The organism is Plantibacter sp. T3, from assembly GCF_902506515.1.
Taxonomy (GTDB): Bacteria; Actinomycetota; Actinomycetes; order Actinomycetales; family Microbacteriaceae; genus Plantibacter; species Plantibacter auratus.
The window spans coordinates 1,464,383-1,486,642 of record NZ_LR733286.1 but is presented as its reverse complement, the minus strand read 5'-3'; the positions used below and the strand labels follow the sequence as shown (position 1 = coordinate 1,486,642).

Annotated in this window: 21 protein-coding genes and 1 pseudogene; 7 read left to right on the top strand and 15 right to left on the bottom strand. The window is 70.2% G+C overall.

The genetic code is table 11. From position 1 onward, the window contains the following. Positions 1-2 precede the first annotated feature (2 nt). Positions 3-143 (top strand): hypothetical protein, encoded by a 141-nt coding sequence (locus GV015_RS19030; RefSeq protein WP_194643820.1) that lies wholly within the window; start codon positions 3-5, stop codon positions 141-143. 193 nt (positions 144-336) lie between these two features. Here the strand turns inward: GV015_RS19030 and GV015_RS07235 are convergent, their stop codons facing one another. From GV015_RS07235 to GV015_RS07215, 5 genes are all read right to left on the bottom strand, one after another. After that, a complete protein-coding gene (locus tag GV015_RS07235; protein WP_159877628.1) occupies positions 337-1,329 on the bottom strand; it encodes an NADP-dependent oxidoreductase in 993 nt (330 codons plus the stop codon). A gap of 147 nt (positions 1,330-1,476) precedes the next feature. After that, positions 1,477-2,313 (bottom strand): carbohydrate ABC transporter permease, encoded by an 837-nt coding sequence (locus tag GV015_RS07230; RefSeq protein WP_085511878.1) that lies wholly within the window; start codon positions 2,311-2,313, stop codon positions 1,477-1,479. Further along, the gene (locus GV015_RS07225; protein WP_236555364.1) at positions 2,310-3,290 is read right to left on the bottom strand and encodes a carbohydrate ABC transporter permease; all 981 of its coding nucleotides are present in this window, start codon (positions 3,288-3,290) and stop codon (positions 2,310-2,312) included. The genes GV015_RS07230 and GV015_RS07225 overlap by 4 nt, the downstream gene beginning before the upstream one ends. A gap of 6 nt (positions 3,291-3,296) precedes the next feature. Further along, entirely contained in the window at positions 3,297-4,595 is a 1,299-nt protein-coding gene (locus GV015_RS07220) for a sugar ABC transporter substrate-binding protein (protein WP_064294151.1), read from the bottom strand. 93 nt (positions 4,596-4,688) lie between these two features. Next, on the bottom strand, positions 4,689-5,921 hold the full coding sequence (locus GV015_RS07215) for an aminotransferase class V-fold PLP-dependent enzyme (RefSeq protein ID WP_159877626.1): 1,233 nt from the start codon (positions 5,919-5,921) through the stop codon (positions 4,689-4,691). Positions 5,922-6,158: 237 nt separating this feature from the next. Between GV015_RS07215 and GV015_RS07210 the strand changes: the two genes are divergently transcribed. Continuing rightward, positions 6,159-6,851 carry a FadR/GntR family transcriptional regulator gene (locus tag GV015_RS07210; RefSeq protein ID WP_159877624.1) on the top strand — a complete coding sequence of 231 codons (693 nt, stop codon included), beginning with the start codon at positions 6,159-6,161 and terminating at the stop codon, positions 6,849-6,851. A 186-nt stretch (positions 6,852-7,037) separates the two neighbouring features. On the opposite strand, the gene GV015_RS07205 is transcribed toward GV015_RS07210, so the two are convergent. The 3 genes from GV015_RS07205 to aztA all read right to left on the bottom strand — a co-directional run bounded on the left by GV015_RS07205 (position 7,038) and on the right by aztA (position 9,337). Continuing rightward, positions 7,038-7,979, bottom strand: a complete 942-nt coding sequence (locus GV015_RS07205) for an SDR family NAD(P)-dependent oxidoreductase (RefSeq protein WP_159877622.1) — start codon at positions 7,977-7,979, stop codon at positions 7,038-7,040. Between the two features lie 258 nt (positions 7,980-8,237). Continuing rightward, positions 8,238-8,582, bottom strand: a complete 345-nt coding sequence (locus tag GV015_RS07200) for a chorismate mutase (RefSeq protein ID WP_064296108.1) — start codon at positions 8,580-8,582, stop codon at positions 8,238-8,240. Between the two features lie 62 nt (positions 8,583-8,644). Continuing rightward, positions 8,645-9,337: a zinc ABC transporter ATP-binding protein AztA gene (gene aztA / locus GV015_RS07195; RefSeq protein WP_201299372.1), complete on the bottom strand. Its 693-nt coding sequence runs from the start codon at positions 9,335-9,337 to the stop codon at positions 8,645-8,647. A gap of 50 nt (positions 9,338-9,387) precedes the next feature. On the opposite strand from aztA, the gene aztB reads away from it, so the two are divergent. Genes aztB through aztD form a run of 4 tightly spaced genes read left to right on the top strand, consistent with a single transcriptional unit; the run spans position 9,388 to position 13,814 of the window. Beyond that, entirely contained in the window at positions 9,388-10,386 is a 999-nt protein-coding gene (gene aztB / locus GV015_RS07190) for a zinc ABC transporter permease AztB (RefSeq protein ID WP_159877620.1), read from the top strand. Beyond that, complete coding sequence (locus tag GV015_RS07185) at positions 10,278-11,603, top strand: hypothetical protein (protein ID WP_236555363.1); 1,326 nt, start codon at positions 10,278-10,280, stop codon at positions 11,601-11,603. Before aztB ends, GV015_RS07185 begins: the two co-directional genes overlap by 109 nt. A gap of 2 nt (positions 11,604-11,605) precedes the next feature. After that, complete coding sequence (gene aztC, locus GV015_RS07180) at positions 11,606-12,538, top strand: zinc ABC transporter substrate-binding protein AztC (RefSeq protein WP_159877618.1); 933 nt, start codon at positions 11,606-11,608, stop codon at positions 12,536-12,538. A gap of 28 nt (positions 12,539-12,566) precedes the next feature. Next, a complete protein-coding gene (gene aztD, locus GV015_RS07175; RefSeq protein ID WP_159877616.1) occupies positions 12,567-13,814 on the top strand; it encodes a zinc metallochaperone AztD in 1,248 nt (415 codons plus the stop codon). 85 nt (positions 13,815-13,899) lie between these two features. Here aztD and GV015_RS07170 read toward each other — a convergent pair whose 3' ends face one another. The 3 genes and pseudogenes from GV015_RS07170 to GV015_RS07160 all read right to left on the bottom strand — a co-directional run bounded on the left by GV015_RS07170 (position 13,900) and on the right by GV015_RS07160 (position 16,634). After that, positions 13,900-15,294 carry an FtsX-like permease family protein gene (locus GV015_RS07170; RefSeq protein ID WP_229940344.1) on the bottom strand — a complete coding sequence of 465 codons (1,395 nt, stop codon included), beginning with the start codon at positions 15,292-15,294 and terminating at the stop codon, positions 13,900-13,902. Between the two features lie 245 nt (positions 15,295-15,539). Further along, a pseudogene (locus GV015_RS07165) lies at positions 15,540-16,217 on the bottom strand (ABC transporter ATP-binding protein); the annotation flags it as partial. Between the two features lie 102 nt (positions 16,218-16,319). Further along, entirely contained in the window at positions 16,320-16,634 is a 315-nt protein-coding gene (locus GV015_RS07160; protein ID WP_086474678.1) for a hypothetical protein, read from the bottom strand. Positions 16,635-16,761: 127 nt separating this feature from the next. On the opposite strand from GV015_RS07160, the gene GV015_RS07155 reads away from it, so the two are divergent. Next, positions 16,762-17,916, top strand: coding sequence for an AI-2E family transporter (locus tag GV015_RS07155; protein WP_124768621.1), 1,155 nt, complete (start codon positions 16,762-16,764; stop codon positions 17,914-17,916). Between the two features lie 86 nt (positions 17,917-18,002). Here the strand turns inward: GV015_RS07155 and GV015_RS07150 are convergent, their stop codons facing one another. The 4 genes from GV015_RS07150 to GV015_RS07135 are packed head-to-tail and all read right to left on the bottom strand — an operon-like array spanning position 18,003 to position 21,983. Further along, the gene (locus GV015_RS07150; RefSeq protein ID WP_159877612.1) at positions 18,003-19,100 is read right to left on the bottom strand and encodes an ABC transporter ATP-binding protein; all 1,098 of its coding nucleotides are present in this window, start codon (positions 19,098-19,100) and stop codon (positions 18,003-18,005) included. After that, the gene (locus GV015_RS07145) at positions 19,097-19,909 is read right to left on the bottom strand and encodes an ABC transporter permease (RefSeq protein ID WP_159877610.1); all 813 of its coding nucleotides are present in this window, start codon (positions 19,907-19,909) and stop codon (positions 19,097-19,099) included. Before GV015_RS07145 ends, GV015_RS07150 begins: the two co-directional genes overlap by 4 nt. After that, a complete protein-coding gene (locus GV015_RS07140; RefSeq protein ID WP_236555362.1) occupies positions 19,906-20,874 on the bottom strand; it encodes an ABC transporter permease subunit in 969 nt (322 codons plus the stop codon). Before GV015_RS07140 ends, GV015_RS07145 begins: the two co-directional genes overlap by 4 nt. After that, complete coding sequence (locus tag GV015_RS07135; RefSeq protein ID WP_159880163.1) at positions 20,874-21,983, bottom strand: ABC transporter substrate-binding protein; 1,110 nt, start codon at positions 21,981-21,983, stop codon at positions 20,874-20,876. The genes GV015_RS07140 and GV015_RS07135 overlap by 1 nt, the downstream gene beginning before the upstream one ends. Positions 21,984-22,260: the final 277 nt, after the last annotated feature.

Here is a 22,260-nt window from a genome sequence, read left to right as displayed (position 1 = left end):
TGATGAGCAGCAGCGAAGACCGGGAACTGGCCGAATGGGGCGAGCAGCGCAAGCGTCGTCAGCGGCTCGTCGCCTGGGTCCTCGTCGTCGCGCTCGTCCTCGGTGGAGGCGGCGCGACCGTCCTCGGCTTCATCTTCAACTAGCCCCGCCCTCCCTGCCCGGTCGCCAGCGCGGTGCGCTGACGCGAGCGCGCCCCACATGCGCGAGCGCGGGTCTCCGGAGGGTCGCGATCACGCCCTGGACCCGCGCCCACGCCGGGACGGAGCATCTCGGATCAGCGCACCGCGCTGGCGCCGGAACCCGACGTCTCGGGTCAGCGCACCGCGCTGACCGTCGTCAGGGTCGGGCGTCGTGCAGGTCTCGCTGCTTGACGATGCGCTCCGGGTTCGCAGGGCGCATACCGACGATGATCTTGCCCCGCGCGTGCAGCCGCTCGAGATCCTCGAACGCGTCGATGATCAGGTCGAACGGGTAGAACGCCGAGACGACGACCTTCAACGCGTGGTCGGCGGCGTACTCCGCGAGGCGTTGCAGCTGCTTCGTGGCGTGCGCCGAGAACTCCTCGTCCGGCTCCAGCGCGGCGAGCTCGATGGCCTTCCGATCCTCGCTCGACCGGTACTTCTCCGGCGGGACGCCGAGTTCGAAGGCGAGCTCCTGGCCGTCCTGACCGAAGTTGTCGATGAACGCCGTCACGCCCTCTGGCGCGAGCTTGCGGATCCGATCCGCCATGCCCTCGCCATAGACGACCGGCTTGACGCCCTGCTCCCGCAGGAAGTCGTGATTGCGCTCACCGCACGTGCCGATGACCCGCACGCCCGCGAACTTCGCCAGCTGCGCCTCGATGTTCCCGACCCCACCGGCCGCCGCCGAGATGACGAGGGTGTCACCCTGCTTGAGGTGCAGCCCGTCGAGCGTGTCGAGCGCCGTCAGTCCAGCGAGGTAGAGCCCGCCGGCCTCCTCCCAACTCACCCGTTTCGGCTTGCGGACGAGCGACGCCGCCGGGACGACGACCTGGGTCGCGTGCGCGCCGCGGACGGCGTGACCGATCACCTCGTCGCCCCGCTTCCAGCCTTCGACACCGGTCCCGACCTCGCGGACCAATCCGGCGAAGTCGCTCCCCTGCCCCGTCGGCAGCTCGATCGGCACCGTCTCGGCGAGGTGCCCCTCGCGGACGAACGCCTCGATGTGGTTGATGCCGCTCGCGAGGACGTCGACCACGACCTCGCCCCATCTGGGATGCGGCATCTCGGACTCGATGAACTCGAGTACGTCGGGCCCGCCGTAGCGGGCGTAGCGGAGTGACCTCGTCGTCTGCTTCGAACCGAACATGGTTCATCATCCACCTGGTGTTCGCTAGACGGTCGAACTATCAGCTGGCTTGCAGGTTCGATGGTCGAACCGTCATGACGACGCCCGCTCGCCCAGGCGTGGGCGAACGGACGTCGGGTCACCCGAAAGTGGCCGGGTGGTACGGGGTCAGCCCTTCACCGCTCCAGCGGTCAGGCCCTGCACGATGTACCGGCTCGCAAACGCGAACAGCACCATCGTCGGGATGATCGTCAGCACGGCGGCCGCCGACATGGAACCCCAGTCGATGTTGTAGCTCGTGATGAAGCCGTTGAGCGCCGTCGGGATCGTCTTGTTCGCATCGCTGTTGATGAGCGTCACCGACAGGAACAGCTCGTTCCAACAATTCACGAAGTTGAAGATGAACGCCGCCACGATCCCGGGCTTCAGCACCGGGACGAGCACCCGGAAGAGCGCGCCGAACCGCGAGCAGCCGTCGATCATGGCCGCCTCCTCGAGGGCGTCGGGGATGTTCTCGAAGAACCCTCGGAGCATGACGGTGCAGAACGGGATGCACACCGCGATGTAGATGAGGATGAGCCCGAACCGGTTGTCGACGAGCTTGAGCTGCGTCATCAGCAGGTACAGCGGGCCGAGCGCGATGAACGACGGGATCATCTGCGTGGCGAGGAACGCCAGCAGGATCGCCCCCTTGCTCCGGAACTCGAACCGCGCCAACACGTATGCCGACAGCATCGAGATGAAGGTCGCCACGACGGCTGCGATCGTCGCCACGATGAGGCTGTTGACGACGTAGGTGCCGAACTGCGCCTTGCTGAACAGGCCGAGGTAGTTCTCGATCGAGAACACCTCCGGCCAGTACGTCAGCGGGTAGGAGAAGATCGCGCCCGGCTTCTTGAACGAGGTGACGACGATCCAGTACAGCGGGAACACCGTGATGACGAGCCACAGCCCGAGGAAGAGGAACTTGACGACCTTCGCGGTCCGTGTCTCCTGGTCGATCATGCCTTCACCTTCTTCTCACGCATGGACAGCAGGTAGAACGCGGTGAACACCAGCAGGATCGCGACGACGATGAGGCCGATCGCGGAGGCCCGGCCGTAGTCGCCGCGCTGGGTGGTCGCGATCATCCAGGTCGTCAGGATGTGGGTCTGGTTCGCCGGACCGCCGCCCGTCATGCCGTAGATGATGTCGGGGAAGTTGAAGATCCAGATGACGCGGAGCAGCACCGTGAGGGCGAGCGTCGTGCGGATGTACGGGATCGTGATCTGGAAGAGCATGCGCGCCTTGCCCGCGCCGTCGAGCGCCGCGGCCTCGAAGAGGTCCTCCGGCACCGACTGCAGGGCGGCGAGGATCATGATCGCGAAGAAGGTGACGCCGTACCAGACGTTCGCGACGATGACGGCGAACATCGCGGTGTTCGGGTCGGCCAGCCACGGGATCGGGGTGTCGATCAGCCCGACCTTCTGGAGCAGGTCGTTGATCACGCCGAACTCGCTGTTGAACATCCAGCGGAACAGGATGCCGATGAGGAAGCCCGAGATGGCCCACGGGAAGAAGATCATCGCCTGGTAGAGACCGCGGAAGCGGAACTTCCGGCGCAGCCACAGGGCGATGCCGAAGCCGATGACGAACTGCGGGACGATCGACGCCACCACCCAGAGCACGGTGTTCGCGACGACCTTGCCGAAGGCGGGGTCGGCGAAGACGGCCAGGAAGTTGGCGAAGCCCACCCAGGAGGTGTCGGTGAGGTTGGCGAGGTTCCAGTTGCGGAACGCCATCTGGGAGCCGGCGATCATCGGGTAGTAGATGAAGATCGCCACGAAGATGAACGCGGGGGCGAGGAAGGCGAGGAGGCCGAAGCCGCGGCGCACCGTGAAGGTGCGCCGCCGACGCCCGCCGGCGGTCCGCGAGGGACCGGCCGGGGGTGTCGGGGTCGCACGCTGCTGCATGCGACCCGCTTCGTCAGTGGTGGTCGTCATGGACGGTTACTCGCTCTTCCACTTCTCGGTCCAGTACTCGTCCCAGCCCGCGAGGAGCTTCTCCGGCGTCAGCTGGCCGATGAGGACCTGCTGGATCTCCGAGTCGGACTTCTGGATCCATTCGGTCCACCAGGAGGAGCCGCGCGGCTGCGTGACGCTCAGGTAGGTGTCCGGGTTCTCGTTCATGGTGACGTAGCTGGCCCACGGGCCGGTCTTGTAGAAGTCGCTGTCCGCCGCGCTCTTGACGATCGGGACGAGGCTGTTCTCCTGGGCGAAGGTGGTGGCCTGCTTGTCCTCGGAGAGGAACTCGATGAGCTTCGCGGCCTCGGCTTTGTGCTCGCTCGACGCCGCCGTGCCCCAGCCCGCGGTCGCCATGGGCTGCGCGGCCTTGCCGGTCGGACCGGTCAACAGCGGAGCGGTGCTCCACTGCTCGGCCGTGATCGCCTCGGACTGCTCGACGGTCGCGATGACCTCCGGGTCCTGCAGGAGGAACGCGGTCGAACCGTTCGAGAAGCCTTCGACCATCTCGGGGTAGCCCCACGCGACGGACGACGGCGGCGAAGCCTCCTTGAAGAGGTCGAAGTAGGTGTTGACGGCGTCGAGCGCCTCCGGTGCGGAGAAGATCGTGTCGCCGTTCGTCAGCTTGAACGCGTTCTCGGTGTCGAGGTCGTCGGCGACGTAGGCCTCGATGGCCGCGACGACGTTGCTGTTCGCGTTGGTGCCGCCCCGGAAGGCGTAGCCGAACTGGTTCTTCGAGGGGTCCTGGATCGCCGAGGCCTGCTCGAGGAGGTCGTCCCAGCTCGTCGGGGGCCCGTCGAAACCGGCTTCCTTGATGAGGTCGGTGCGGTAGAACAGGCTCAGCCCGTAGAAGCCGTAGGGCACGTAGTAGACCTTGCCGTCCTCGCCCTTCGCGTACTTCGTCGCGTTGTCGGTGAGGTCGTCCCAGCCCTTCCAGTCCTCGAGCTCGCCGCTCATGTCGTCGAGCCAGCCGTTGGTGGAGAAGGGGCCGACGGTGATGTCGCGGACCTCGAGCACGTCGACGCCCGAGCCGGACTGCAGCATCTGGGTGATCTTCTGGTCGGCCTGGTCTGTCGGCGGCGAGATGAGCTCGACCTTGATCTTCGGGTTGTCTGCCTCGAAGTCCGCGATGAGCGACTTCAGGACCTCGGTCCGGGCGGGGTTGGTCAGGCTCTCGACCATCTGCAGGGTGACGGTGCCGTCGCTCGCGCCGCCGGCACAGGCCGACAGGGCGAGGCCGGTGACGACGGACAGGCCGATGGCTGCCGTTGCGCGTGACTTCCTCATGCTCGCTTCTCCTTTGAGTGGTGCTGGTGGGGGTGCTGCGGGGGTGGGTGCGGTGGTGCTGGTGTGGTGGTGTCGGGTCGGGCGGTTCCGCGCTCAGCTCGTGGCCGCGCGCTCCTCGTCGGCCCATCGCGCGAGCACCGGGACGGCGTGCTCGGCGAAGTGTTCGAAGTCCTCGGGGGTGTTGTAGACGTGGGTGGAGAGTCGGACGTAGCCGATCCCGTCGAGGCTCGTGAACGCGCCCTCGACACCGAGCTCGGCGGAGACGCGGTCGCGGAGGCCGTCGGCGGTCGCGTGGGTCGTCGCAAGTCCGGTCGGGAGCTTGACGAGCCGGAGGGCGTTGACGGGCATGCCCACGTCGACGTGGCTGTCCTCGCCGGTGATGGCGGTCACGGCGTCGGCGACCACCTCGACGGCGTAGTCGGCGAGCTCGGTCATGTAGTCCCTTGCGGCCGACCAGCCCCACATGTCCTCGATGAACCCGAGCGAGGTCGCCGCGGCGAGGTAGCTCGTGACGTCGACCGTGCCCTGGGCGTCGAAGCGCTGCGGGAACGGGTACGGCGAACCCCAGGAGTCGATGAGCGGGTAGAGCTCCTGCGCGAGCGGGCTGCGGGCGACGAGGACGGCGGCACCGCGCGGGGCGCACCCGAACTTGTGCAGGTTGCCGACCCAGAAGTCGCAGTCGAGGTCGCGCATGGGATCGGCGTACAGGCCGGGGACGTGCGCGGCGTCGACGAGCGTGGGGATGCCGGCGGCACGCGCGGTGGCGGCGATCTGCTGGACCGGCAGGAGTCGGGCGGTCGGCGAGGTGATCTGGTCCATCACGATGAGGGCCGTGCGGTCGCTGAACTCGGCGACGACGGCGTCGTGGGCGGTCTGCGCGTCGGCGTCGAGCGGGATGCGGGCGGTCCGGACGGTGCCGCCCCAGCGACGCGCGAGTCGCTCGGCCCCCATCGTGACGGCGCCGTAGCCGTGGTCGGTGACGATGATCTCGAGGCCACGCTGCACGGGGAGGCTGGAGAAGACGACGCTCGCTCCGGCGCTCGCGTTCGGAACCATGGCGAGCTGGTCGACGGACGCCCCGAGGAAGTCGGCGATCCCGACACGGGCCGCGCCGACCTTGGCCGGGAGGGCCGGGAACCAGGTGAGGGGTGCCGCCTCCATCTCGCGGCGGAGGGCCTGCTGGTGCTCCTGCGCGACGATCGGGACCGCCCCAAAGGATCCGTGGTTGATGTGACGCTTGGTCGGATCCAGCGTCCACCCGGCCGTTGCCGGTCGGCCGTCGCCGAGCGTGAGCGGCGCTGGCCGTGCGATGGTGCGAGTGTCCACAGTGACGTTCCTCCGAGTCGATTATGCAGTGGATTGTCCGATAACCATAGGGGCAACGTTTGATGACTTGGGTTTCTGTCGTGTTACAAGTGATCACCCAGGTCGTTTCGGGATCAATTCATCGGATGACTTGACGTTCGAGCATGGATTCATCGGACGTCTCGCAGTCCTGGGCGGCTCGCGGATCACCGGCGAGTGCCCGCTACGATGGCGGGACGACCCCTGAGGAGGAGCCGCATGTCCGCAGTCGACACCGCGTTCCACGGCCTGCGACACATGATCGCGTCGGGACGGCTCGCGGCGGGGCAGCGGTTCCCGGCCGAGAATGAGCTCTGCGACGAACTCGGCGTGTCCCGCGGGTCCCTGCGTGAGGCCGTCCGCATGCTGGCCGCCCTCGGGATCATCGAGTCGCGGCACGGCTCGGGCACCTACGTGTCGATGCTCCGGCCCGAGGAGATCATCGGCAGCCTGTCGCTCACGGTCGACCTCCTCCCCCTCGACGGTCTCCTGCAGATGTACGAGCTGCGGCGGGTGCTCGAGACCCATGCCACCTCGCAGGCGGCTGCTCGCGCGAGCGACGAGGTGCGCGCGGAACTCGCCGAACTCGTGGAGGCGATGGAACGGACGACCGACCCCGCCGAGTCGAGCGAGCTGGACCACCGGTTCCACGAACTCATCGCGCGGACGGCCGGGAACGCCACGCTGACGGCCCTGCTGCAGGTCTTCCGGTCGCGCTCGCGTGCCTACGACGTCTTCAGCCTCCCCGCCGGCGACGAGCTGCGTCGCGTCAGCAACCGCGGACACCGGGCGATGACCGAGGCGATCCTCTCGCGCGACCCCGTCGGGGCGGCCGGGGCGGCGTCAGCGCACGTCGCGCAGACCGAGGAGTGGTTGCGGGTCCTGCAGCCGCCGGCGACCCCCGCCGACTGAGGTCTGGTTGCGCCAGCGCGGTGCGCTGACGTCAGCGCGGGTCTGTGGCGCGAGCGCGGGTCTCCGGAGGGGTGCGCTCAGCGCCATGCCCTGCGGTCACGCCGGTTGAGGCGCAGTCACGCGAGCGCACCGCGCTGGGGCCGATTCCCCGGCGCTCGTGCCAGGGCGGTGCGCTGACGACTGTGGTCAGGAGGTCGGGAGGATGGGCGTGCCGATGAGCCGCTCGAGGTCGGTCCAGAGCGCCGACGCGACGTCTCGATCGGTCGTGATCGCTGCCGGGGTCTGTCGGACGGCGTCACCCTTCGTCAACCACCGGGGACCGTAGAACCAACCACCGTCGGCCGCCTCGTCGGTGACCGCTCGGAGCGTCGGCTCGGCACCCCGCTGTTTGCTCTGCGCGTAGACGGACTGCAGGGTGTCGGAGAAGCGGCGCCCGCGGGTCGGCTCGTTGACGCCGGGGACGCGACGGTCGAGTCCGTTGACCGAGTAGCCGGGGTGCGCGACGAGTGCTCGGACGGTGCTGTGCGACGCCGCGAGCCGACGGTCGAGCTCGAAGCCGAGCGATGAGAGGGCGATCTTCGACTGGGCGTACGCCTGCCAGCCGCTGTACCCGTCCCGCAGTTGCAGGTCGTCGCCGTGGAACCGGACGAGCAGGGTGGAGAGGCTTCCGAGGAGCACGACGCGCGGCGCGGAATCGTGCGCATCCGCCGTGCGCTGCAACACCGGCAGGGCCTCGGCGAGCAGGGCGGCGTGGCCGACGACGTTCGTCGCGAAGACCAGCTCGATGCCGTCGCCCGTCTCCTGCCGTTCCTTCGGCATGTGCACCATGCCGGCGTTCGCGACGAGGGCGTCGAGACGGTCGAGGTCCGCGAGTCGCTCGCCCGCCTCGCGCACCGAGTCGAGCGAGGAGGTGTCGAAGGGGAGGTGACTGAGTCGGGCATCGGGCACCTTCACCCGGATCGCCCGCATCGCCGCCTGCGTCTTGGTCGCACTCCGCGACGCGAGAACGACCTCCGCGCCCGCTCGCGCGAGCCCGAGGCTCGTCCAGAAGCCGAGGCCGGCGTTCGCTCCGGTGACGAGGACGACGCGTCCGGTCTGATCGGGCAGGGAGTCGGCGTTCCAGGTCATGGACTCATGATGGCGCAGGACGCTGGACACCGCCCGAAGAAGCACCACCCCTTGCCCTGGTTCACCCGAGGTGTCAGCGCGGTGCGCCGACGTGACCGCGCGCGAATCGAGCCGAGCGCGGACGAACGGGCCTGACCGCACACGAACGGGCGTGACCGCGGGCCACACGCGTGGGCGCGACCCTCCGGAGACCCGCGCTCACGCCACAGACCCGCGCTCGCGTCAGCGCACCGCGCTGGCGGAACGGAACACGCGGGATCAGTGCTGGTTGGCGAGACGCTCGTGGTGGTGGATGACCTCGGCGACGACGAAGTTGAACCACTTCTCGGCGAAGGCCGGATCGAGGTGCGACTCCTCGGCGAGCGCCCGAAGACGGGTGATCTGCCGCTGTTCGCGCGCCGGGTCGCTCGCAGGCATGTCGTGCTCGGCCTTCAGGCGACCGACCTCCTGGGTGCACTTGAACCGCTCGGCCAGCAGGTGGACGAGTGCCGCGTCGATGTTGTCGATGCTGCTCCGCAGGCGGCCCAATCGCTCGGTGGCCGCCTGGGCGTCCGCCGCAGCGGCGCCGGTCGTGGGTTCGGGTTGCTGCTCGGCCTGGCTCATGCGAAAACTCTAGCAACGCGCCAGGGACCGGAGACGGGTCGCCGGGCGATCCCCCAGCCGGTTCACCGCGGATCCTCGACGAGACATCCCGCCTCGAGGTGCACCCGCGCGTCGGCCTCCGCGACCGCGACCGGATCATGCGTCACCTCCACCACCGTCGCGCCACGGTCGGCCTCCGCCCGGAGCACCTCGCGGATCGCCAGCCCGGCAACACGGTCGAGGCCGACGGTCGGCTCGTCGAGCAGCAGCAGGTCGGCCTCACGCGCGAGCGCCTGCGCGACGAGGACCCGCTGGCGCTGCCCGCCCGACAGCTCACCGAAGGAGCGCCCGGCGAGGTGCAGGACGTCGAGGCGGGCGAGGCTCTCGTCGACGATGCGTCGGTCCCCAGCCCCGAGTCGACCCCACCAGCGACGCAGCGTCGGCCAGCGTCCCATCGACGCGACGTCGCGCACCGTGACCGGGAAGCGCTCAGGCACGGCACTGCGTTGCGGGACGTAGGCGGCCGACCGACCGTCGAGGCCGTCGACGCCGCCCGAGGTCGGTCGGTGGAGGCCCGCGATCACCGCGAGCAGCGTCGACTTCCCCGCTCCGTTCGCCCCGGTGACGACGGTGATGGCGGCCGCCCCGACCTCGGCTGAGATCCCGTGCAGGACGCGCGCGCCGTCGTACTCGGCCGACACGTCGTGGAGTCGGATGCCGGACACGACGGGCCGTCCCGACATCGGAGGGCGAGGGGTGCTCGTCGCGGATCGCATGTCATCACCCTATCAATACTGAGAATCATTTTCATGTAGAGTGCTCGACCATGACCTGGATCACCGAGCCGTTCACCGCGGCCTTCCTCCTGCGCGCCCTCGTCGGCGGTCTGCTGGTGGCGGCCGTCTGCGGTGTCGTGGGCACCTGGGTCGTCCTCCGCGGCCTCGCGTTCCTCGGGGAGGCGATGGCCCACGGCATGCTGCCCGGCGTCGCCACCGCGGCACTCCTCGGCCTGCCGCCGGTCGCCGGCGCGGCCGTCAGTGCGGTCGTGATGACCGCCGGCGTCAGCCTCGTCTCGCGGCGCGGCAGGCTGTCCCACGACACCTCGATCGGCCTCCTCTTCGTCGGCATGCTGGCCCTCGGGGTCATCATCGTGTCGTCGAGCAGATCGTTCGCCACCGACCTCACGGCGATCCTCTTCGGCGACATCCTCGCCATCCGGCCCGCGGACCTGGTGGGCCTCGCCATCGCCCTCCTCGTCACCGTGGGCGTCGCGGTCGCCTTCCACCGCCCGTTCGTCGCGCTCGCCTTCGACCGCCGGGTCGCTCAGACCATGGGCCTCCGGCCGCGACTCGCCCACGCGATGCTCGTCGGCCTCGTGACCCTCGCGGTCGTCGCCTCGTACAGCGCCGTCGGCACCCTGCTCGTCGTGGCCCTCCTCCTCGGGCCGGCCGTCGCCGCGGCCCACTGGGCGCGTCGCATCCCGCTCATCATGCTGCTCGCCACGGGTTTCGGCGGCCTCGCCGTGCTGCTCGGCCTGCTCCTCTCCTGGTACGGCGACACCGCGGCCGGAGCGTCGATCGCCGCCTGCTCGATCCTCCTCGCCACGGTGTCGTGGGGCGCGCGGGCGCTCGTCGGACGGCTCCGGCGGCCCACCGACCGACACCTCGACCACCCCGACGACCACCTCACCGAACCGACCCATCTGGAAAGCGCACCGTGCACCGACTCCTCCGACCGACCATCCGACCAGGCGGCATCCGCCCGACCGACGACCGGCTCCCCCGCGCCACACGCACCGCGCTCGCTCTCGGCACCCTCGCACTGACCCTCACCGCCTGCGCGCCGCAGGGGTCGGCATCACCCGCAGCAACGGCCTCGGACGAACCGCGCGGACACGGCTACGTCGAGGGCGCGAGCGAGCTCCCCGAACCGCAACTGCACCTCGCGACCGCCGACGTCGACGGCACCGTCGAGCTGACCGACCTGCTCAGCGAGGAGCGCACGACGCTCGCCGAGCTCGGCCCGATCTCGGCGCTCACGGGCGACGGCCGGTTCGTCGCCGCGCAGTCCGAGCCCGCCGGCACCGTGACGATCATCGACACCGGTGTGTGGACGGTCGACCACGAGGACCACCAGCACTACTACCGCGCCGAGGCGCGGGTCGTCGGCGAGATCGAGGGCGACGGACCAGCGACGATCACCGCCGGTTCGACGACCACCGCCGTGCGGTTCGCCGGTTCGGGCGAGACACTCCTCCTCGACACCGCCGCACTCGGCACGGGCGACATCACGCAGTCCGGTCGGATCCGGACCTCGCCCGGTGCTCCCGGGATCACCGTGCCGATCGGCGAGACGGTCGTCGCGACCGACGGGACCGGCAAGCTGCATCTCCATGGCATCGACGGCGACCTCCTCGACCCCTCGTCGGCGTCCGTGACCGCTGCCGACGCTGTGCTCGCCGGGTGCACCGATCCGGCCGGCAGCATCACGACCAACGTCGGCGTCGTCATCGGCTGCGCGGAGGGCGCGCTCCTCGCCGTCGTCGACCGCAGCTCGAGCGAGGCCGACCCGGTACCCACGTTCGAGGCGATCCCCTATCCGCAGGCTGTCGCCGCCGCCGACCGCGCGACGTCCTTCCACGCGCGTCCCGGCCGTCCGACGGTCGCCGCCGTCGCCGGCACCTCCGGCGCATGGCTGCTCGACACCCGCGAGCGTAGCTGGGCGCTGCTGCCGACCCCCGCACCCATGCAGCTGGTCACCGCCGTCGACGACCGCGACCAGCACGTCGTCGGCCTCACGACGACCGGCGACCTCCTCGTCATCGACGGTGCCACCGGCGCCGTGACGGGGACCGCGGCCGCACTCGTCGGTGCAGCCGACCTCGCCACCGGCGTCCAGCTGGAGGTCGACCAGAACCGCGCCTACCTGAACACCCCGGGCACGCGCACCGTCTCCGAGATCGACTACGGCGACGCCGCGCGGATCGCCCGCACCTTCACCTTCGACACGGCACCGGCGTTCCTCGCCGAGACGGGACGCTGACCATGCGAGCGACCATCCCCCGGACGACCGTCCTCCTGCGCACGACCGCCGTCCTCACGGCCGGCCTCGTGCTGGGCACCGGCCTGACGAGCTGTGCGGCGAGCGCCGACGACCGCCCGCTCGTCGTCGTGACCACGAACATCCTCGGCGACGTCGTCGGTGAACTCGTCGGCGACCAGGCCGAGGTCCTGACCCTCATGCCGCCCGACGCTGATCCGCACTCCTTCGAGATCTCCGCGCGGCAGGCGGCGCGCATCACCGGTGCGCAGCTGCTCGTGTCGAACGGCCTGGGACTCGAGGAGGGACTCACCCAGCACCTGGAGACCGCGGCCGACGAGGGGGTACCGATCGTCGAGGCCGGCTCGCTCGTCGACGTCCTCGAGACCGCGTCCGGCGCGACCGATCCGCACTTCTGGACCGACCCGACGCAGATGGCGTCGGTCGTGGACGGGGTCACCGAGGCATTGCTCGAGGAGATACCCACGCTCGACGCGGCCGAGCTGCAGGCGAACGCCGCCACGTACACGGCCGAGCTCGAGGCGCTCGACGCCGAGATGGCCGAGGCGTTCGCCGCCATCCCGGCTGAGCAGCGGAAGCTCGTCACCAACCATCACGTGTTCGGGTATCTCGCCGCCCGCTACGACTTCCAGGTCATCGGCGCCGTGATCCCGAGCGGCACCACGCTCGCGGCCCCCAGCGCCTCGGACCTCGACGAACTGTCTACCGCGATCGAGGAGGCCGGCGTCCGGACGATCTTCGCCGACTCCTCGCAACCCGACCGGCTCGTGCAGGTGCTCGCCGACGAGGCGGACGTCGACGTCGCCGTCGTCCCGTTGTTCACCGAGTCGTTGACCGCCGAGTCGGGCGACGCTCCCACTTACCTCACCATGATGCGCGCGAACACCGAGCGCATCGCCACCGGACTCTCGCCCTGAGCGGGCGTCCACGAACCGATAGGAAACCATGCAGCAGCACCACCGCAGTCCCCTGGCTCCGCGCCTGAAGCGCGGCCGGGTCCCGTTCCTCGCCGTCGGCACCGCCGCGGCCCTCCTCCTCACCGGATGCTCGACCGCGAGCGGCTCCGCGCCCGACCCGAGCGCGTCGACCTCCGCCGACCCGCAGCGTCGGATCACCCTGACCTACGACGGCGGCCTCCTCGTCCTCGACGCTGCATCCCTCGAGGTGGTCGGCGACCTCCCACTCGACGGGTTCAACCGGGTGAACGCCGCCGGCGACGGGCGGCACGTGCTCGTCACCACGACGAAGGGCTTCCAGGTCCTCGACACCGGGACGTGGACGGACGAGGACGGCACCTCGAAGCAGGCCGACCCGGTCCTGACCGACCTCGTCTTCCCCGCCGACACCGCAGGCCACGTCGTCCGTCACGCCGACAAGACCATCCTGTTCGCCGACGGCTCCGGCGACACGACGATCTTCGACAGCGCTGACCTCCTCGAAGCCACCGACGAACTGCCCGAGACCGAGACGATCCCGTCGGAGGCCGCGCACCACGGTGTCGCCATCGAGCTCGAGGACGGCACCGTGCTGTCCACGATCGGCACCCCGGACGCCCGAACCGGTGTCCGGGTGCTCGACGACTCGCGCACCGAGATCGCCCGCAACGAGCAGTGCCCGTCGGTGCACGGTGAAGGCACCGTCAAGGACGAGGTCGTCGTGTTCGGCTGCAGCGACGGCGTGCTCGTCTACGACAGCGGCGTCTTCACGAAGATCCAGGCGCCGGACGCCTACGGGCGCACGGGCAACCAGTACGTCAGCGAGACGTCCTCCATCGCGGTCGGCGACTACAACAGCGACCCCGACGCCGAGGGCTACGACCTCCGCCAGCTCGCGTTCACCGACACGGTCGCGAAGACGACCAAGATCGTCGACCTGCCGGAGGGCGTCGGCTACACCTGGCGCGACGTCGCGCGAGGGCCGAGCGACGAGGTTATCGTGCTCGGCAACGACGGTTCGCTGCACATCCTCGACGAGCAGACGGGTGCCGTCACCAACACGATCAAGGTCATCGACGCCTGGGAGCCGCCGGCTGAGTGGCAGGACGCCCACCCGGCGCTCGTCGTCCAGGACGGTGTCGCCTACGTGACCGACCCGGCGACGAAGTCGATCCACGCCGTGGATCTCGCGTCGGGCGACATCACGACGGGTGAACTGCCCGGCGTCCCGAACGAGATCGCGGTCGTCACGGGCTGACCCGACCTCACCGAGAGCGCCCGTTCCGTCCTCCCCGCGTCATGCAGGGGACGGAACGGGCGCTCCCGTCGTGCGGGCCGGGCGGTCAGACGCGCTCGGGCGCTCGGAGCACCCCGGAGACGACTGGACGGGTCGCGCGAAGGGCCGCCCACACGAGCCCGATGCCACCGGCGAAGCACCCGACGATGACGAGGACCGACAGCGGGGCGAGGATGACACTGATGCTGGCCATCGGCAGGACGAGGAGGACGCCCAGTCCGGCCGAGCCCAGCGCGACCACCCGCAGGGGCAGCATGACCGCGCGACCGCGAGCCCGTTCCATGACGTCCCGCGGCACCCCCAGGCGGTCGAGGCTGACGTACAGGTCTCGCCGGTCGAGGACCGCCGACGCCTGGTTCACCCCGACGGAGCACGCGACCATGAGGAACGACGCGACGAGCGTGATGATCACGCCGGTGCGGATGTCGTCGATGAGGATGGCGCTCTCACGGTCGAGGTCGGAACCTCCGGCGGCGTCCATGAGCGCCACCCCGGTCCCGGCGACGACGGCGACGAAGCTCGTCATCGCCACGCCACTGACCTGACGCCACGCCGCCTTCGGCGACTCCAGGATCGTGCGGGCAGCGAGGAGCCGCTCCGGTGTCTTGGCACGCTTGGCCGACCCACGGCCGATCACCCCGACGACCCAGGGGCCGATCAACCCGAGCACCCCGACGCCGGCAGCGAACCCCACCCCCAGGACGGCGATCATGACGGCGACCTCCTGCAACCCCGTCACGACGGAGAGCATGCCGTAGGCGACGATCACGACGACGACCCCGACGACGATGCGCAGCCAGTGCACGGTCGGCGCCTGCTGCTTCGTGCGGACGCCGAGCGGGCTCACGTTCACCGCGCGGAGACCGATGGCGGCACTCGCTGCTGCGAGCAGCACGACACCGAGGATCACCGCGGCGATGATCGGGACACCGACCCAGACGCCCTCGACCCCGATCGGGGAACCACCGAACGGGATGAGCCCGACGAGCGGCAGCATGCCGAGGTACAGCAGGATCCCGGCGAACGCACCGAGGAGGGCGACCCCGGCCGACTCGAGGACGGTCATCGCCGTGACCGTGCCGGGTGTCGCGCCGAGGAGTCGGAGGGTGGCGAGTCGGTCGTCGCGGCGCCGGGCGGAGAGCCGCGCGGCCGCCCCGCCGAGCGAGCCGAGCGGGACGAGCAGCAGGGCCAGCGCCAGCACACTGAGCACCTGGTAGATGAAGGCCGTCTCACCGGTCCACCGCCAGAACATCATCGCGCCGCCGAGCACCGTGAGTACGAGAGCGGTGGTCACGGCGAACGCGACCGCCGGGAGCACGATCGTCGCAGGGCTCTGCGCGCCCGGGCGGGCGAGCATCCAGGTGAGACGGACGACGGGACTGCGACCGCTGCCGGCGGGGACCGGGATCCGGGTCGGTGCGACCCCGACTGCGGCGGTCACGGTCGGGCTCCGTTCGGGACGACGCCGGTCGCCTGACCCGGGTGGGCCTGCGGCGGGTACGGCTGCGCAGCGGGCTGGGCGTACGGCTGCGGCGGGAACGGCTGCCCGGCGGGCTGCTGCTGGTACGGGGGCTGCTGCTGGTACAGGAGCTGCTGCGGCGGGTACGGCTGCTGCACCTGCTGCGGCACGGGTGCCTGCCCGGTCGCGAACTGCTGCGGCGGGGTCGGCGCGCCGACCCCGCCCGGCTGCCCGACGATCCGACCGTCGGCCAGGCGGATGGTCCGCGAGCACCGCGCGGCGACCGTCTCGTCGTGCGTCACGAGGACGAGCGTGCGTCCCTGCCCGGTCGTCGCGTGGAGCAGGGCTCCCATGACATCGGCTGAGGTCCGGGAGTCGAGCGCGCCGGTCGGCTCGTCGGCGAAGACGATGGGGGCACCGGTCACCTGGGCGCGGGCGATCGCGACGCGCTGCGCCTGACCACCGCTCAGTTCGCCGATCCGTCGGGTCTCCATGCCGGCCAGTCCGAGGGCGGCGAGCCACGCCGCCGCGCTCGTTTCAGCGGCGATGCGCGGTGTCCCGCCGAGCATCAGCGCGATGGCGACGTTCTCGACGGCGGTCAGCTCGGGGATGAGCAGGCCCTGCTGGAAGACGAAGCCGAAGGACTCGCGCCGCAGCTGCGACCGGTGCCGTTCGTCGAGCTGGTCGACGCGGACGACGCCCGTCGGGGTGCTGAAGGCGATCGAGCCGGTGTCGGGGGTGACGATCCCGGCGAGCGCATGCATGAGCGTGGTCTTGCCGGAGCCGGAGGCACCCATGATGGCGACCGACTCACCGGGGAGGATGTCGAGGTCGACGCCGGCGAGGGCGACGGTCGGCCCGTACTGTTTCGTGAGTCCGCGTGCGGAGAGGATCGAAGTGTTCATGCTCCCATCGTCGGCGGCAGGTGTCCCTCGGCGCGTCGGCCGGGCGATGCAAGCTCCGCCGCCCGGGTCATCCGCGAGGTGGACCCGGCGTGGACCTCGCGGTCAGTTGCCGCGGCGGCGGTACTGGGCGAAGACCGCCGCGTCGGCTGCCCAGCCCGCACCGAGGAACCGGAGGCCTGTTCCGGCGTCGGTCCCGTCGGTTCCGGCCGCGGGCGCTTGCGTCGGCTCGACCGAGGCGGTGAGGTCGACCCCGGCAGCGCCGGCGGCGACGTGTGCCGTAGCGCTGACGCGCTCGGCGACCACTCCCTGCTCCGCGGCCTCGTCGCGCCGGCTCGGCATCGGCTCCGTCAGCGGGACCGCCCGCAGCGGTGCGGTGACCCGGGTGTGGACGGCGTGCGAACGGGTGATCGATGACATGTTCCCATCGTCCTGAACCCGAGCACCCGGCACATCCCGCAGTCGGGTGATCCTGCAGGGCCCGGTCTCATCCTCCGGTACCACGACAGCTGTCGGGCAAACGGGCGGTGGGCAATACGCTTGCGGCATGACGAGTGCACCCCATCGCCACCAGCCGCTGCGTCCGGCGGCACGTCAGCAGCGGGTCCGGTTCCGTGCCCATCGCCCGGCCGAGGTGACGACCACCGTCAGGACCACCCTCCAGCGCCCCTTCGCGATCGGCTTCGTCGGAGCACTCGGTGCCCTCGCGGCCATCCTGCTCGTCCTCACCCTCGGCTCACTGTCGACCATCCTCGTCTCCATCGCCGTCGGCCTCTTCATCGCGCTCGGCCTCGACCCTGTCGTCGTCCGGCTCGAGGCACGCGGCATCAAGCGCCCGTTCGCGATCGCGATCGTCTTCGCCGTCTTCGCCGTCCTGCTCGCGCTCCTCCTGGCCCTCGTCATCCCCGTCGTCACCCGGCAGGCCGTCGAACTCGTGAGCAACGCCCCGACCTTCCTGACCGGCATCCAGGACCAGGAGTGGTTCCGGTCCCTGAGCGACTACCTCGGTCCGGGCGTCGACCTCCAGGGCGCGCTCGACTGGCTCTACGGGGTGGCCGCCGACCCGAAGACGTGGGTCGTCCTGGCCGGCGGCGCCCTCAACCTCGGCGTCGGCATCGCGAACGGCTTCTTCGGCGGCTTCATCGCCCTCGTCCTCGCGCTCTACTTCCTCGCGTCCATGCAGGCGATGAAGAACGCCTTCTACTCCTTGGTGCCCCGTCGCTCCCGGCCGCGCGTCGTGTCGATCACCGACCAGATCACCGCCTCGATCGGCGGATACGTGAGCGGCATGGTGGTGCTGGCCGGGATCAACGCCGTCCTCGGGCTCATCATGATGCTCATCGTCGGGGTGCCGTACGCCGGGATCCTCGCCGTCGTCATCTTCTTCGTGACGCTCATCCCGCTCGTCGGCTCGATCATCGCGACCGTCGTCGTCGCGACCGTCGGGCTGTTCGACTCACCGACGACGGCACTCATCGTCATCGTCTACTACCTGGTCTACATGCAGATCGAGTCGTACGTGCTGACGCCGCGGGTCATGAACAAGGCGGTCGCAGTACCCGGCGCCCTCGTCGTCATCGGCGCGATGGTCGGCGGTTCGCTCATCGGGCTGCTCGGCGCCCTCGTCTCCATCCCGGTGACGGCGTCGATCCTGCTGATCATCAAGCAGGTCGTCGTGCCACGGCAGAACGCGAAGGCGTAGCCCTTCGACAAGCTCAGGGACCGGTGGTGGGCTCAGGGGACCGGTGGTGGGCTCAGGGGACCGGTGGTGGGCTCGGGGACCGGTGCTCAGGCCGCCTGCACCGGGACGGGACGACCGGCGAAGCGGACGCGGACGGACTCCCCCGCCTCCAGTCGTTCCGTCGCACCGTGCTGCACCGCGACCAGCGTGCCGTCCGGCAGCTCGACGGTCGTGCGACGCACCGGCCCGAGGAAGCTCGACGTGAGCACGACCGCAGCGGACCCGACCGCGGGCTCCGTCGCGTCGGTGAACACGACGTCCTCCGGCCGCACGAGCGCGACGACGGCCCCGTCCCCCCGCTGCTCGCCGATCACCGGCAGCACCTGCCCGAGCACCTCGACGCCACCGGGCACGAGCACACCAGCGATCCGGTTGCTCAGGCCGATGAACTCCGCGACGAACGGCGACGACGGCCACGAGTAGAGCTCCTCCGGCGTCCCGATCTGCTCGATGACACCGGCGCGCATGACGGCGACCCGGTCGGCGACGGCGAGCGCCTCCTCCTGGTCGTGCGTGACGAAGAGGGTCGTGATCTGCAGCTCCGACTGGATCCGACGGATCTCGTCGCGCAGCTGGACGCGCACCTTGGCGTCGAGGGCGCTGAGCGGCTCGTCGAGGAGGAGGACCCGAGGCCGCGTGACCAACGCCCGGGCGAGGGCGACGCGCTGCTGCTGCCCGCCCGAGAGCTGGTGGGCGTAGCGGGCGGCGAGGTGGCCGAGGCCGACGAGGTCGAGGCTCTCGGCGGCACGCGTCCGTCGCTCGGCCGCGGGCACCTTCCGCATGCGCAGGCCGAACTCGACGTTCTCGAGCACCGTGAGGTGTGGGAACAGCGAGTAGGACTGGAACACCATGCCGAGGTCGCGCCGGTTGGTGGGCACGGACACGACGTCGACGCCGTCGATGAGCACGCTCCCCGAGGTGATGTCCTCGAGTCCCGCCAGGCTGCGGAGCGCGGTCGTCTTCCCGCACCCCGACGGCCCCAGCAGCGCGACGAACTCGCCGGGCGCGAGGTCGAGGCTCACGCCGTCGAGGGCGCGGGCACCCGAGCCGTAGTCCTTCACGACGCGATCGAACCGCACCGCTGCGCCGGCCGGGCGTCCGTCTCCGGGCGTCGCTGCCGGTGCCGACTGGTCGATGGTGGTCATGGTGTCTCCCTGATGCGTCGGATCGATCCGACGCGGCCGATGATGAACAGCAGGACGAATGCGAAGGCGAGCGCCAGCAGAGCGAAGGCCACCGCGACGAAGGGGTCGCTCTTCGACACCTGCACGAGCGAGGTCTGCAGCGTGTTGCGTCCGAGGAGCGAGGCGATCGTGTACTCGCCGAGGACGACGGCGACCGAGATGACCGACGCTGTCAGCACGCCACGACGCAGGTTGGGCAGCAGGACGCGGACGAGGACGGTCCCCCAGCCGGCGCCGAGCGTGCGCGCGGCCTCGGCGAGGGTGCCGACGTCGACCGACTGCAGGTTCGCGGCGATCGCCCGATAGGCGTACGGCAGCACCGTGATCCCGTAGGCGAACGCGAGCGTCCACGGCGCACTGCCGAGGAGCCTGGCCACGACGGAGTAGACCGGTGCGAGTCCGACGACGAGCACGATTGCCGGGACGGTGATCGGGATGATGCAGACGAACTCGAGGACGCGCTGCAGCTTCGGGAAGCGGAGCTTGACGAGGATCATCGTCGGCAGCAGGAGCACCACGACGATCAGGACCGTCACCGCGGCGAGCACGACGGAGTTGCCGATGCCTTGGAAGAGCACCCGGTACTTCCGCGAGTTCTCCGGGTCGAGGATTGCGGCCCAGTGCCCGAGGTCGTGGCCGCCGTCGATCCCGGCGCGCAGGGTGAACTCGACCATCGACAGGATCGGGACGGCGAACACCACCGCGACGACGACGAGGATGATCCGGCTCGCGAGCTTGGACGGCGTGGCCGAGTCGCCGACGGCGCTCATCGCTGCCACCGTTCCGTCCGCGCCTGCAGGGCGGAGTAGGCCGTCATCATGACGACCATCACGACGATCATGCCGATCGCGAGCGAACCGGCGAGGTTCTCGCGGCCGAGGACGGTCTCGCTGATGAGCGCACCGCGGATCTGCAGCGGCACGATCTGCGCACCCTGGCTGATGAGCGCGGCGGCGGTCGCATAGCTCGAGAACGCGTTCGCGAACAGCAGCAGGAGCGACCCGAGGAAGGAGGGGGCGAGGATCGGCATCGCGATGCGGGTCCAGTAGGTGAAGCGCGTGCCGCCGAGGGTCGCGTTCGCCTCGGACCAGGTGCGCTTCAAGCCCTCCATCGCGGGCATGAAGGTGATGACCATGAGCGGCACCTGGAAGTACAGATACGGCAGGAGGAGGCCCGGGACCTGGTAGAGCCAGACGCCGTCGGCGAAGAGGTCGACCCCGAGGCGGTCCTTGAGGAACACGGTCACGAGCCCCTGGATGCCGATGGTCGCGATGAAGGCGAAGGCGAGCATGACGCCGCCGAACTGGGCGAGGACACTCGAGGCCGCATCGACGAAGGTGCGGATGAGCCCGTCGGGTCGGACCGCGAGGAGCGCGTAGCAGACGAGGGCTCCGATGACGGCTCCGGCGACCGCGGTGACGGCGGAGACCCAGAAGGAGCTGGCGAACGCCCCGAGGACCGCCGGCTCGGCGAGCGCCGTGAGGTTGTCGAGCGTGAACGCGCCGTCGCCGTCGAAGAAGCCGGTGGCGAGGGCGAGGAACGTCGGGACCGCGAGGAAGAGCAGGGTGTACAGGGCGAACGGCGTCAGGCCGAGGAGCGCCCAGCGCGGACGGCGGCGGGGGCGCGCCTCGGCGGGGGCGGCCGAAGCGTCCGATGCGTCGGTCGGCGGGAGCGAGACGGCGGGGCCGGCGTGTGCCGACCCCGCCTCACTCCGCCGGGTGGCGGAGGTGGTCATCAGGAGATCGCTGCCGCCCACTTCTCGGCGAGCAGCGAGGTGGCCTGCTCGGTCTGCTCGGGCGTGAACTGCACGAGGTCGGCGGGCATCTCGCCCACGGCGTCGAGCGCCTTCTGGTCGACGGTGTCGGCCTCGACCATCGCGGCGAGGGTCGACGGGTACGCGCCGGCGGCGAGGTACAGGTTCTGCGCCTCGGGGCTGAAGATGAACTCCTGCCAGAGTCGCGCGGCCGCGGGGTGCGGGGCGTCCACGTTGATGGCCTGGTTGTAGTAGCTGCCGACGGCCGAACCCGGGAGGACGGTGGTCTTCCAGTTGCGCTGGCCCTCGTTCTCGGTCGCCGCGGCGAGGTTGTTGTAGCTCCAGTCGATCACGACGGGGGTCTCACCCGAGGCGATGGTCGCGGGGGTCGGGTCGAGGGGCAGGAAGTTGCCCGCCTGGTTGAGCTTCTGGAAGAAGTCGACACCGGGCTGGATGTCGTCGGCCGAACCACCGGACTGCAGGGCGGCGAGGTAGACGCCGGCTGCGGCGGCACCGGCCTGGGTCGGGTCGCCGTTCAGCGCGACCTTGCCCGCGAACTCGGAGCCGAGGAGGTCGTCGAGCGACTTCGGTGCCGGGACGGCGTCCGCGTCGTAGCCGATGGAGACGAGACCGGTGTAGTCGTAGACCCACAGGCCGGTCTTCTCCTTCGAGCCCTCCGGGATGTCGTCCCAGTTGGCGACCTGGTACGGCGCGAACTGGTCGAGGTTGTCGAGGGCGACGGCGGAGCCGAGGTCGAAGACGTCGGGAGCGGTGTCCTGGCCCTTCTGGTTCTTCGCGGCCGTGATCTCCTCGGCGCTCGAGACGTCGGGGTCGGCCGAGTTGACCGTGATGTCGTACTTGTCCTCGAACGCGGAGATGATCTTCCCGTAGTTCGCCCAGGTGTCGGGGAGGGCGATGACGTTCAGCTGGCCCTCGGCTTTCGCCGCCTCGACGAGCGCGTCCATCCCGCCGAAGTCCTCGGCGGAGGTCGCCTGCTTGGCGTCGACGTCGGAGCCGGCTCCGGTGTCCGCTCCGGCGGAGCATGCGGTGAGCGCGGTCGCTGCGAGCGCGACGATGGCGAGGGCGGTCATACGCCTGGTGTTCACGGTTCCTCCAGTGACGTCGGCGGCCGCCCGTGCTGTCGGGCCGTCGGATACCGCGTCCGTCGTCTGGAGGACAAGCTAGGGTCGCGACGTAGCGCGATCGGGGCCTGCCGGTGTCGCGCAGGTGAACAGTGCCCGTCGCCATCGCCCAGGCCCACCTCCGGTCCCTGAGCCTGTCGAAGGGCAGGGGTGACGCCGGGGACCGCCCTTCGACAAGCTCAGGGACCGGGCGGGGGTCTGAGGGACCGGGCGGGGTCTGAGGGAC

Bases quoted from the DNA above. Each gene is read 5' to 3' on its own strand.
- GV015_RS19030 (WP_194643820.1), top strand. From the start codon at position 3: ATGAGCAGCAGCGAAGACCGGGAACTGGCCGAATGGGGCGAGCAGCGC.
- GV015_RS07235 (WP_159877628.1), bottom strand. From the start codon at position 1,329: ATGTTCGGTTCGAAGCAGACGACGAGGTCACTCCGCTACGCCCGCTAC.
- GV015_RS07230 (WP_085511878.1), bottom strand. From the start codon at position 2,313: ATGATCGACCAGGAGACACGGACCGCGAAGGTCGTCAAGTTCCTCTTC.
- GV015_RS07225 (WP_236555364.1), bottom strand. From the start codon at position 3,290: ATGACGACCACCACTGACGAAGCGGGTCGCATGCAGCAGCGTGCGACC.
- GV015_RS07220 (WP_064294151.1), bottom strand. From the start codon at position 4,595: ATGAGGAAGTCACGCGCAACGGCAGCCATCGGCCTGTCCGTCGTCACC.
- GV015_RS07210 (WP_159877624.1), top strand. From the start codon at position 6,159: ATGTCCGCAGTCGACACCGCGTTCCACGGCCTGCGACACATGATCGCG.
- GV015_RS07205 (WP_159877622.1), bottom strand. From the start codon at position 7,979: ATGACCTGGAACGCCGACTCCCTGCCCGATCAGACCGGACGCGTCGTC.
- GV015_RS07200 (WP_064296108.1), bottom strand. From the start codon at position 8,582: ATGAGCCAGGCCGAGCAGCAACCCGAACCCACGACCGGCGCCGCTGCG.
- aztA (WP_201299372.1), bottom strand. From the start codon at position 9,337: ATGCGATCCGCGACGAGCACCCCTCGCCCTCCGATGTCGGGACGGCCC.
- aztB (WP_159877620.1), top strand. From the start codon at position 9,388: ATGACCTGGATCACCGAGCCGTTCACCGCGGCCTTCCTCCTGCGCGCC.
- aztC (WP_159877618.1), top strand. From the start codon at position 11,606: ATGCGAGCGACCATCCCCCGGACGACCGTCCTCCTGCGCACGACCGCC.
- aztD (WP_159877616.1), top strand. From the start codon at position 12,567: ATGCAGCAGCACCACCGCAGTCCCCTGGCTCCGCGCCTGAAGCGCGGC.
- GV015_RS07160 (WP_086474678.1), bottom strand. From the start codon at position 16,634: ATGTCATCGATCACCCGTTCGCACGCCGTCCACACCCGGGTCACCGCA.
- GV015_RS07155 (WP_124768621.1), top strand. From the start codon at position 16,762: ATGACGAGTGCACCCCATCGCCACCAGCCGCTGCGTCCGGCGGCACGT.
- GV015_RS07150 (WP_159877612.1), bottom strand. From the start codon at position 19,100: ATGACCACCATCGACCAGTCGGCACCGGCAGCGACGCCCGGAGACGGA.
- GV015_RS07145 (WP_159877610.1), bottom strand. From the start codon at position 19,909: ATGAGCGCCGTCGGCGACTCGGCCACGCCGTCCAAGCTCGCGAGCCGG.
- GV015_RS07140 (WP_236555362.1), bottom strand. From the start codon at position 20,874: ATGACCACCTCCGCCACCCGGCGGAGTGAGGCGGGGTCGGCACACGCC.
- GV015_RS07135 (WP_159880163.1), bottom strand. From the start codon at position 21,983: ATGACCGCCCTCGCCATCGTCGCGCTCGCAGCGACCGCGCTCACCGCA.